Genomic DNA, 11,728 nt, shown 5'->3' on the forward strand with positions numbered 1-11,728 from the left:
CTATTAAACTTTTGGAAAATATTATAATATCTTATATTTTAAGTGATCGATCTGAGCAATACAATGGTCATAATTCAGAAGTTGATATCACAAAATTAGTTTTTTTCTGCTTAAAATAGAGGCCCGCCCACTCATCTACGAGATGAGTTGAGGGAGCCTCTTCATTTAATGAACATAGTTGCTGTCTTTGAGCTGAACCTTAATTTAGAACTGTCGTAGTTTCGGGGGATAACTGCAACTCGCCAAAAGCCGACGTATCCTTCCAATTGTCAGTTGTTCCAGACCATAGCGTCTGGCTCCCCCTGCCATTGCCGTCGTCTTCATCGTTGTTTGCCACGTCGAAGCCAATGGTCATGCCCACGGTAGGCGTAATACCCAGCGAGCTCCAGGGAATCGCAATCTCTACACTGTACCCGCCTGTGATCACGGACCATGCATGTAGTACTCCGTTCTTCAAACCTCTCGATTCGAATAATTCGCTATCGTTCCAGCCCTTGATATACTGCCGATCATAGCTATCATAGGTCGCGCCTTTGTTGTTGTTGCCGTCTACATAGATCTCCACAGAATCGTCTAAGAACGTGTCAGCGGAGTTGTTATATAAATCTCCGTCAATTACTTTGACCCCAACATATAAATAATCGTTGTCCCACAACACACCAAATTCGGCGGAATTGTTTGGCGTCCCGATCACGGTTTTGTTAACCGGTTTCTGCATGGCCCATACTGCTTCGTCCAACGATCCATCAACTGTCATGGTATCCAAAGTTTTCTTGACATGGATCAGTGTGTACGATTCGTCCATCGTGACGCTGACCACGTTACTCGTCCCCGAAACATTGTTTTCCGCATCCTTAGCCTTCACTGTAAACGTGTAAGATGTGCTTGGCATCAATCCGGTGACCTTATAGGTTGTTGATGTTACCGTTCCGGCTAAAGTGGTGCCATTATAGATCTCATATTCAGTAACACCTACATTGTCCGTAGAGGCGGTCCATGACAAATTCGCTGTCCGATCGGTATGCGATGGCGCTGTCAGATTCGTCGGGGCCGTTGGTGCTTGCGTATCCCCGATGGATACAGGTGATAGCTCCAAATTCCCGAACATAGAGGTATTCGTCCAGTTATTGCCCGTTCCGGCCCACATCAACTGACTGTCGCGATCGCCACCGTTGTCGTCATCATTGACCGCAACATCGAAACCAATGGATATGCCCGCAGTCGGCACAATGCCAATCGCGTTCCATGGAATTGCCAATTCCACACTGTATCCATTTGGAATTGCGGCCCAAGCATGCTGTACGCCTGTAATCAGTCCTTTTTGTTCAAACAGCGTGCTGTCATTCCAGCCCTTAATATACTGGCGATCAAAACTGTCATACGTTGCAGCCTTATTGTGATTGCTGTCAATGTAAATTTCGACGGAATCATCAAAATAAACATTGGTGGAATCGTTAATAAGCTGACTATCGCTTACCTTCACCCCAACATACAAATAATTGTTGTCCCATAACGCACCATATTCCGCGGTATGATTCGGATTCCCGATAATGGTTTTATTCACTGGCTTCGTCATTGTCCATACCGCTTCATTTAATGATCCGTCGATGGTAACTGCCGCCAGCGTTTTCTTCGGTTTGATCAGGTAGGGATCCGTCGTGACGTGGAGAGCATTACTCGCTCCAGATACGTTCCCCGCCGCATCCTTGGCCTTAACCGTGAAGGTATAAGCGGTGTCCGAAGTAAGACCGGTGACGGAATATGTTGTTGATGTTACCGTTCCAGCCAACGTCGAGCCGTTGTACACCTCATAGTTGGCTATACCTACATTGTCCAATGATGCACTCCAGGACAAATCTACCGTCGTCTCGTTCTTTGACAGCGCTGTCAGATTCCCAGGTACCGACGGCAACACGAAATCGCGATTATGAATGACTTTCACATCGTCGAAATCCCCTCTTACTTTATACGTAAATACGCCTATTTTCCCCGAGGTGTGACTCGAATCATTAACTGTTAATTCCTTAACACCACCCACATAAAAGTCAAGGGTGCTATTATTTAATACCGCTGTAAACGTGTAGGAAACATTCATGGTCATGGCGTAATCTTTTTGAACGACGAGATAGTAGGTTCCATTCACATATTTGACGATCTGCAGTTTGCCTGCCCTGTAACGAAATGAGTAGAGATTACTCGGATCGGTAAATCTGGCCACAATGCCAATTGCCGGATCGGGATCGGTCGACGTCATTTTGACTTTGGCTTCCACGCTGTAATTGCCATAAGTGCTGGCGTCTACCGTACTGTAAGCCATAGCCGCTAGCCAGGCCGATTCCTTATAAATCTTGGAGGCACCCGATGTCTCAACGGACCAGGTTCCGTTTTGCGTGGTCCAGCCGTCGGCGATGCCGTCCTCAAAATTGTCGCTGAAGGCAAGTGTTCCAGGACCAGATAGGGTTGTCGCCGCAATCGCATTGCTGGGAGCGGACTCGCTGCCTGCGGTATCCCTGGATTTGACGGTAAATGAATAAGATATATCTGGGAGAAGTCCCGTGGCGGTAAACGTCGTGCCCGTCGTTGTTCCTATAAACCTGGAGCCGCTGTAAATGTTATATCCGGCCACGTTGGTCAGATTAGTGGGCAAGCTCCAATTCAGATTAACACTGGTTAATGTGATCGACTGCGATGTCAGATTCGTCGGTGGAGAAGGAGGAGGCGCCGTCGTTACGCTGAGCGTATTGCTAGGTGTAGATACGTTGCCTGAGCCATCCTTCGCTTTAACGGAAAACGTATACGCTGTGCTTGGCGTTAGACCCGTTGCGGTAAACGTCGTACTTGTCGAATTGGTGGTGTTGCCAATAAACGTGCTTCCTTTATAAACTTCATATCTCGCCACACTGGTGTTATCCGTGGATGCTGTCCATGATAGGAGTAAGGTCGTGGCGGTTTGCGACGGAGAAGACAAATTAGTCGGCGCCGTAGGCGGTTCAGTGTCGGTCCCTTCACTCATTAAGGTCTCGCCATAGAAGACTCCTGAGCCGCTCGTACCGATGTATACACGGCCCCAAACCTGTCGGTCCCCTTCCATCGTATTCGGTAAATTGCTCATCGTTGGGTCGAGCACGTCAATCTTTACCCAAGTCGCACCAAAATCATCGGAACGGAATATCCCCGCGGTGTTGTCCACTGTGCCGTAGACAAACACCGTCGGATAACTGGATCCAAGCCTGTTTTTCCCAAACGCAAAGAGTTTGGCACGCTGTACGTTAGGCAGTTTGGTCCATTTGTCGCCGGAATCACTAGAACGCATAAGACCGCCTGAATCCAGACTTGCCCAGACTTCACCGGCCATCCCCGGAGCTGCCTTTACGCCGAAGTACGCAATCTTCTCCGGTAGAGAGAGGCTGGATACGAACGACCAAGTTGCGCCTCCATCTGTGCTGCGGTATAACTTACCCGTCAAACGATCCAATAGGTAGAAGGTATTGTTATTTACTCTGTCAGATGCCAATGGCTGGTACCAGGTCCAGAAATCGTGGACCGTGTTTGCTGGTGCGCCCGTTGAGGGATTCCAGGTTTGCCCCCGATCGGTTGAATAGATCGGCGCGCTATTCTGCGGCACCCAGACGATCGTCTCGCTCGCGGCCGACACCGCAATCCGCCCCCCGATTCCCGGCGGATTCACAAATGGTGTCCATGTCGCACCGTTATTGGTGGAATAACCGCCTCCGCCCGTAGTCCAATAGCGAGTAGCGCCTACCCGGGCTACGAAGTTCGGGTTGCTCTCCTCAAAATCAATCGAGGTTGTATCACCCATGGACGGGTTTGAAAACCTGTCGCTCGGAAATGTGGTCAATGATGTGTGGCGCATGCCGTCGACATCGGCATGTCCGCTTAGGAGCGGGGCACCGGACGGTGTACTGCGCAGCGTCATTGTCACCACTTCCTCGTGGCCCTGTTCGTAGGTGTACCATTGTGATGGACTGACCGTTATATCGTCCGTATTCCATGTGCCGAAAAAGTCGGTATACCATACCCGATTGGGTTTAACCGGATCAATGGTCAGGCTTGATGTATTGGAGGCAAACCAACTGCTTGGCCGCCAAGGAACGTTAGAATGAGCGTTGTACTGCACCTTAGTCCAATCTTCGCCCCCGTTCGTTGAACGATAAATTGGACTTCCATCACCGCCTATAACAGCGGTCATCACAATGTTCGGGTTGGTCGGATGAACCGTGATGCCATCGTATGCCGCCGCGCTTGGCATTGTTATATTGGTCCAAGTTCCTCCAGTAAACTTGGCAACGCCCGCAGTGTGGCTCACGTACAAGGAACCGTCGGAAGCCACAACCGCTCGATTGGGATTAAGCGGGCTGCCGCTCATCAGAATCCATGTCTGCCCACCGTCCGTGCTATGATACACGCCGCTATTTCTCACCCCGACATAGATCGATTGCGTTGCACTTCCGGGAGTTCCGGTACTCTTGTCAAACACGACAAAATTTAATCCAATTGGACTTGTACCGATCGTTGGAAAGGAGGCAACCCGCTCCCACGAACTAACGCTAGCAGCAGTCCTGCTTTTCCACAGCCCGTCATAGCGCGATCCCATGAAAATGATATTCCCGTCATTCGGATCGACCGCGAGCCGTTCGCCCAAATCCCTGCCAGGTCCGTTTGCAAATTGCTTTGGCGCGAATCCAGTTTTCGTCCAGGTGGCTCCCCGGTCTGTCGATTTCAGAATATCCCACTTCGGCCAATCGAATGTGCCGGCTGCCACATAGACCACATCCGGATTCACTGGATCTAAGGCGATACTGTCAATTCCGTACAAGTTCTCATCGGACTCGCTCAACTTATTCAGGAGCTGGATCCACTTGTGATTGACCGGGTCCCAGCGGAGAACACCCCCAACATCCGTTCGGATGTAAACGAGATCCGGTTCCGTGGGATGGATGGCTATGCCAGTGACATATCCTCCTCCGCCTATGGGAACATTGTTCCAGTTATACGGTTCCGGTGCAGCAGCGTTCGCGGAAGTCGCAGACAAGATAAGAAGCAGCAGCCAAAACAGACCTAAACCCGCCAGCATACGATAAGAATGCGCTTTCAATACATTCACTAATAATTCCTCCAGTCATTTAGATAAAGTGCTTCATGTACGTTGCTAAATTCTCACCAATCTCAATCATCCCATGGTCACCAGGGTGGAGCAGATCGTGTGTAAGTCCGTATGTAGACTTAAGCAGCTCACGACCATCGATGTAATGAACATTGGGCAGCATCGAATCTTCTGCAATTGATTCTAGTATGGATCGGTATTCGTCCGCAGTAGCTAACGGATTACGATCCGGCCAACGTAGGCCGTAGTCGTAGAAGAAGGGGAACAGCCCGATACAGACAATCGGTTTGCCTGGATGACGACCAGCTATCGTACGTACCAAGCTACCTGCTCGCTCTTCAAAGATAACTGCAGAGATGCCTTGGTTCAACATGTTTGCCGAGACGCATAACGAAGCGATGTCCCAGTCGTCGCAGTTCGCTATGTAGTCGGCAAGCGCCGACTCACAGTAGGCGGCGCCAGCGACGCCGAGATTGATCACGTCAGCTTGCAATCGCCAGCCGACTTGTTTCACATAAGTAAGCGCAGGATGGCTAGCAGCAATCCCTTGGGTAATCGAAGTGCCGTAAGCAAAGTAACGCAGTGACGGCACTTCATCTTTGTGTGGAGGGCGAACGCTCTCGCCTTCCACATCGATGAAATGTATTTCTCCACCCTGAAAGAGCAGCCTCCAAACATGCGGTGCAAAAGAACCCGCTTCGTGTCCGATCCGATTTAGCGGTAAAAAGGCTGGTGAAGGAACAGACAGCTCCAACGTCGTTGGCTCTTTGCCGATGTTGTAAGCGCAAGTCGCAAAGTCTCCGAAATACAAATACGCACGTGTCGGTCCACTATGACTGGAAAGCGTTATTTTGACCGGTTTCCAGTCGCTGACGAAACGAATTTCGCAGCAGGCCGCCTGCCGGTATTCGGCTTGCGCCACTTCACTTACTTGCAGCCGTACCGACTCGGGTACGCGCTGCAGCAACACACCGTCCTTGCCGGGCAGGCTTATAACCTCAGCAATGTTATGCAATTCTAGGTTACGGTAAATCACTCATTTTCCTCGCTCATGTTCAATTATTTAAGGTAACCCAGTTCATTCAACTGTTTGTTTGCCTGATCCGTGAACAATTTATAATTAAACTTGCTGTTTAAATCACCAGCCAAGCTATCAAAGCTGTCAATCGGCTTTTTCCCAAATACAATTTGCATAGCCAAATCATTAATATAGCGGTAAGCGTCCGCCGAATTATAACTGCTCGGTAAATCAATGAAGCCGTTATACAACTTTATCCTGTTGAGCTTGGAGGATTCTTGGATAATAGAGGCCGCATAGTCAAATTTAGTTGCTAGATACTCAGATTCCGGACGACCAGTTAATTGGTACAACCAAATATAGCCCGCTTCTTTTGCCCCAAGCTCCGTAGTTTTCAGCTTACTGCCCTCGGTCGTAAAGTGCTTATCCTTAATGCCATACTGCACCAATTGCGAACCTTCCGACGATGATGCGTAATTAAGCAAGTCGAATACTTTTTGCATCTTGTTCTTATCCTTTTCGAGGGTCTTCGGCAAAGCGATTAGTCCGGATGTCCCTCCTAAATCGTAAGAACCTACGATGTCACCAGCAGGACCTTTAATCGCCGGCAACATGATCCATTGCGCATTCGGATTGGCTGCTTTGACATTATCAGCCCCTTCTTTACGGATAAAAGCATTCCAATCTACGAAAACAATACCCGCCTGACCTTTTATTCCTTTGTCTGTGGCAGCCGTTCCTTTATTGCTGAATACTTCCGGATCTACTACACCGGCATCGAAAAATTTCTTAACCTCGGCAAGCGCCGTTTTCATATTTGGATCCTGCGGAGAAGTGATTGTTTTCCCGTCTTTGACATAAACTCCCGTTCCTATTTCAGGAGTTGGAACACCTAATGAACCAAAGATAGGTGAAAATGCTTGCCAACCAAGTCCGGTAATACCGAATGTATCCTTTTTGCCGTTTCCATCTGGATCTCCTACCGTGAACGCTGTAGCGACTTTCAGAAGCTCTTCATTTGTCGTTGGAACGCTAAGTTTAAGCTTGTCGAGCCAGTCCTTTCGGATATAATAGGTGGTTGTCGCCAGGGCAGGTGTTTTAGCGACTGCATACGTTTTACCGCTCAAAACTCCTTTTTTGAAGCCGTCATCCCCGACCATTTTTTTTACATCTGGCAATTTATCTAGATATGGCGTGAGATCAAGCAGCGCTCCTTTTTCAGCCAGCATCTGCAGTGTTGACCGGCTGTCCAACTCCATGATGTCCGGATAATCGCCAGCAGCTATTCTCGTATTCAGCTGACTTTTAAAATCATCTGGTGATGCCGGGGACGTGAGTGTAACATCAATATTCAGTTTCTTGTCCAGCGCCTGCTTGATAAAGTCATCGCCTGCAGCCGGCAGCTTGGTTCCCCAGCCGACTTTGATCACTTCGAGCTTTGTTGGAGCAGTTGGTGCTTTGCTGGCTTCCTGCGCAGCAGTCGGAGTCGAAGTCTGAGCCGGAGTGCTTTCACTGCTGCTCTCGCTTTTTGCACAGCCTTCCAGCACAAGTGATAATGACATGATGCTGACGAGAACGCTTAAGGCCCACTTTTGTTTACTCATTCAGTAATTACCTCTTTCATTTTTTTATTAATGATAATTGGTTTCCCAATTGATCAACCTTTGATCGCACCGATTAACATCCCTTTTGTAAAATGCTTCTGCACAAATGGGTAGACGAGGATAATGGGCAGGCTTGCTGATATAACAGCTGCCATTTGCAGCGTTACGGTCGGCAGCGTTACATCCGTCTGCTGATTCATATTGGAGCTCTCCAGTAAAAGATTACGTACAATAACCTGAAGCGGGTATAGCTGCCTGTTCGTAATATACAAGACCGCGGAGAAAAAATCGTTCCAATGCCCCACCATATAAAAGAGACCTACGGTCATAATGGAAGGGATGGATAAGGGCAGCACCAGCTTTACTAACACTGTAGTTTCCCCCGCACCGTCTATCCGCGCTGAATCGTACAGCTCCTCAGGCAAGCTTTCAAAGAAACTCTTCATGATCAACAGGTTGAAAGTCCAAATCGCACTTGGCAAGATCATTGCCCAAACCGTATTCGTTAAACCAGTACCTCGTACGACCAGGTAAGTCGGAATAAGTCCTCCGCTAAACAACATTGTAAATACGACCGCCATCAGAAAAAACGAACGCCCACGGAGCCGCTTGCGGCTTAACGGATAAGCCATCAGGATGGTCAATACCATATTAATGAACGAGCCTACTGTCGTCACAAACACTGAAATCCAGAATGCCCTAGGAATTGACGAGTCAGTAAATAACTCCTTGTAGGCATCGAAAGTGATCGACTTTGGTAAAAGAATAAACCCGCCATTTTTTAACACTTCTGAATAAGGTGTAAGCGAGATCGACAGTACATAGAGGAGCGGTAGAACAGCCGATATGGCCACCAATACTAGAATGACGTAAATCATTGCATCAAATAATCGATCGGAACGACCTCTTACCATATGGATTCACCCCAATGCTTGGCAATCCTATTCGTTACTAGGATAAGTGTCATACCAATCAGTGATTTGAATAAGCCCACAGCTGATGCCAAACTAAAATTCATCTGTTGAAGTCCTGTTCGATATACCCATGTGTCGATAATGTCACCGACTTCATAAACCTGTGTATTGTACATGATATATATTTGATCGAAGCCCCCTTCCATGATGTGCCCGATTTTCAAAATGAGCAGCAGCACAATTGTACTTTGAATTCCGGGCAGTGTAATATGCCAGATCATTCGCAAGCGTCCGCCCCCATCAACACGGCAAGCCTCATAGAGGGAGGTGTCGATTGACGCCATGGCCGCCATATAGATAATCGCTCCCCAGCCAATGTTTTGCCAGATATCGCTGCCCACCAACAAGCTTCGGAACCACTCTGTGGAGGTAATAAAAGGGATCGCTTTCCAGCCAGAATCAACAAGTAAATGATTCACAATACCAGACGTTTCCGACAACAGTGCGATTACAATTCCATAAATGATAACCCATGACAAGAAGTGGGGCATGTAACTCAACGTTTGTACCCATTTTTTTAACCATCTACTCCTGCATTCATTGAACAAAATAGCCAGCATAATGGGCGGCAGTGTTCCAAAAACCAGCTTATACAAACTGATCAGTATGGTATTCCTTAAAATCTCAGCGAAATAGGGGGAATTGAAAAACTGCAGAAAATTTTTGTACCATGGATCGCTCCACGGACTGGCCAAAAGTCCGCCAACAATGTCATAATCCTTGAATGCAATGGTTAGCCCATACATAGGCAGGTATTTATAAATCGCATACCATATCAAACCCGGTAACAGCATCAAATACAAAGCCCGGCTCCGCCATATTTCATTCCATAAGCGCAGCATTTTTTGAGCATGTATCCTTTCTCTCAAAGCCGATGCATGTATAGGAGAGGATGTCTTCCCCATGATGATTTTACGCTCCCTTCAATAATCTTCAACTCTTGCTATTAGCATAACGCGTATGGACCTTTGGCATAATCAATAAATCTCTGCATCATGTATCACAAAATTAGTGAAAAACGATAATTTGAAACATGTAGGTCGCAGCCATGTTCCTATTCTTTGTTCTAAGGGTTCTAATTTCACTTTGCTAAGCTTCTGTCAGCAATCGGATGTATTTGTCCACCACGCTCTACTGCCCGTTTAAACTTTCATGCCACCTACCCTATTACTGATGTATACGACTAAGGACTACTTCTTTCTCTTCTCCATACACAAAATTAAATAGGCGTTCACCCAATAATAGAGTGAACGCCTATTTAATTTCAAAACATAAATTGTTACTTCAAGACTTTACTTGTCTACTTCCATACTTTAATGTCTTCCAACATGTTGTTGGGAGACAATAAAGTTTTGAAGTGCAAGAAGCCAGCAAAATCAAGGGTTTGCTGGCTTTTTTGTGAAATATAAAATACAAATAAAGTTCTGAAGTAGTTATGTTGAAAAATTAAGCTAAAATACAATTAAGTTTTGAAGTACTTCTTACAAACATCAATAGATCTCATTGAACTAACGTTCCTCGTTAGTTTAATGTCTTGCTCATATTAAATGGGATTTCATTTTTATAAGCTGTTGTGTATTTCTCAATTAGTTCTATTTTTGCTTCTTCATTAGCAATTAGAATGTCGCCGTAAACAGGTACTAAGGTATTCCAATTCTCTTCCTTCAAATGTTTGGTTACAAATAAATATGATTGTCCTTCGTGAAGTAATTGGTCATTTTCAATTAGAATTAATTCATTTCTTTTGAATCCACCTTGTTGATTTACGATTACTGTTCCGTTAAATTTACCCTTTACATTATCAGACACTTCCACCTTAAACTGAGTTTCAGGCGTGCTATCTAATGATTTAGTTCCATCCTGTTTTATCACTTTCCCGACAAATACATTATCTGCCGACCCGACAAGCCTACGTGTATCGGTTACATCAAAAGCGTTGCTGGAAGCGACTGTTCTTATAACAGGATTTTCTGGAGGATAGTTTGTAAAGTACTTAGGTGCAAAAATCGCTAAAGAGGCGACTATTATACTGCCTAGAATAAAAGACCACCTACTTTTTGAATATCTCATCTCTCCCCCCCCCCAGAACGATAGAATATTTCCTTGCTCTTATATTACCATAATTAGGAATTACACGTTACTTCAATAGGCTGCCGCGGATGCTGGCAGCCTATTTGTAATTGTGCTATCGTTTCTCGTTAGTTTAGAAAATTAAAAGAGGTAGTTGCAACGAAAAAGTCACCTACTGTTACCTGTTAGTTCCTATATCATTTTTGATTAGATTTACTAATTGCTCAATACCACTGTCTGGGTCTGTGCAATAATAAATATAATTGTAATTATCAAATACATCTAACTTCCACCAAAGCCAATGAAGTCTTGATTTGTTTCGTATTTCTGGCTTGGATACAACAAAAAATATCCTTCCTTTATCATCAACAAATAAGTCTCTACCCTTATCAGAATTATAGGCAAATCTAATTGTTTTATTAGCTGAATCTGCTTCTTTAATGGAAATTCTTTTAACATTTTTATCCTTATTTAGTTCAAAGTATCTCTGTAAGAGTGCTTGGTTCTTGTAATAAATATCACTTTCATAAAAGTAAAAAGTATTTGCACCTCCAAAATCAGCAAATTTCATTGTAGATGGCACAATAGTTTCAACTTTGTATAGTAATAATCCTATGGCTAATAGTAGTACGGCAATTATGATAAAGAGGTACTTTCTAAATATCATTGTAATCACGCTGACCCTTTTCCTTTAAACTGTTCTTGCAATTAGATTGTTCAAATAAAACTCAGTCATCAAAATAGACGTAATTTAAGGGAAGTAAGTTGCTATAATTTATTAAACTCTCCTCCGTTACTTCAACAAACAAAAAAGGAGCTGCTAGTTTGAACTGCACCCCAATTGTTAGACACAGTCTAACAATTGGAGGTGCAGTTTTTTTGGCTAAATACTCAACCGAGGAGAAACTAGAAGCAGTCCTGGCTTATCTAGAAGGTA

The 11,728-nt window shown here is 45.6% G+C and carries 7 protein-coding genes; all 7 read right to left on the reverse strand.

Annotated elements, in window-relative coordinates:
- Window positions 1–199 precede the first annotated feature (199 nt).
- The 7 genes from AC58U0_RS15910 to AC58U0_RS15940 all read right to left on the reverse strand — a co-directional run bounded on the left by AC58U0_RS15910 (window position 200) and on the right by AC58U0_RS15940 (window position 11,467).
- Window positions 200–5,125: a sugar-binding protein gene (locus tag AC58U0_RS15910; RefSeq protein ID WP_497379914.1), complete on the reverse strand. Its 4,926-nt coding sequence runs from the start codon at window positions 5,123–5,125 to the stop codon at window positions 200–202.
- A 19-nt stretch (window positions 5,126–5,144) separates the two neighbouring features.
- Complete coding sequence (locus AC58U0_RS15915) at window positions 5,145–6,161, reverse strand: SGNH/GDSL hydrolase family protein (protein ID WP_497379915.1); 1,017 nt, start codon at window positions 6,159–6,161, stop codon at window positions 5,145–5,147.
- A gap of 23 nt (window positions 6,162–6,184) precedes the next feature.
- A complete protein-coding gene (locus tag AC58U0_RS15920) occupies window positions 6,185–7,747 on the reverse strand; it encodes a type 2 periplasmic-binding domain-containing protein (protein WP_497379916.1) in 1,563 nt (520 codons plus the stop codon).
- 53 nt (window positions 7,748–7,800) lie between these two features.
- A complete protein-coding gene (locus AC58U0_RS15925; protein WP_497379918.1) occupies window positions 7,801–8,661 on the reverse strand; it encodes a carbohydrate ABC transporter permease in 861 nt (286 codons plus the stop codon).
- Window positions 8,655–9,626, reverse strand: coding sequence for an ABC transporter permease (locus AC58U0_RS15930; RefSeq protein ID WP_497379919.1), 972 nt, complete (start codon window positions 9,624–9,626; stop codon window positions 8,655–8,657). Before AC58U0_RS15930 ends, AC58U0_RS15925 begins: the two co-directional genes overlap by 7 nt.
- A gap of 616 nt (window positions 9,627–10,242) precedes the next feature.
- The gene (locus AC58U0_RS15935) at window positions 10,243–10,791 is read right to left on the reverse strand and encodes a hypothetical protein (RefSeq protein ID WP_497379920.1); all 549 of its coding nucleotides are present in this window, start codon (window positions 10,789–10,791) and stop codon (window positions 10,243–10,245) included.
- 178 nt (window positions 10,792–10,969) lie between these two features.
- Window positions 10,970–11,467, reverse strand: coding sequence for a hypothetical protein (locus AC58U0_RS15940; protein ID WP_497379921.1), 498 nt, complete (start codon window positions 11,465–11,467; stop codon window positions 10,970–10,972).
- Window positions 11,468–11,728 lie beyond the last annotated feature (261 nt).

Source organism: Paenibacillus sp. J31P190 (assembly GCF_059692075.1).

Coding starts and splice junctions, on each gene's coding strand:
- AC58U0_RS15920 (WP_497379916.1), bottom strand. CDS start 7,747: ATGAGTAAACAAAAGTGGGCCTTAAGCGTTCTCGTCAGCATCATGTCA.
- AC58U0_RS15935 (WP_497379920.1), bottom strand. CDS start 10,791: ATGAGATATTCAAAAAGTAGGTGGTCTTTTATTCTAGGCAGTATAATA.
- AC58U0_RS15930 (WP_497379919.1), bottom strand. CDS start 9,626: ATGGGGAAGACATCCTCTCCTATACATGCATCGGCTTTGAGAGAAAGG.
- AC58U0_RS15925 (WP_497379918.1), bottom strand. CDS start 8,661: ATGGTAAGAGGTCGTTCCGATCGATTATTTGATGCAATGATTTACGTC.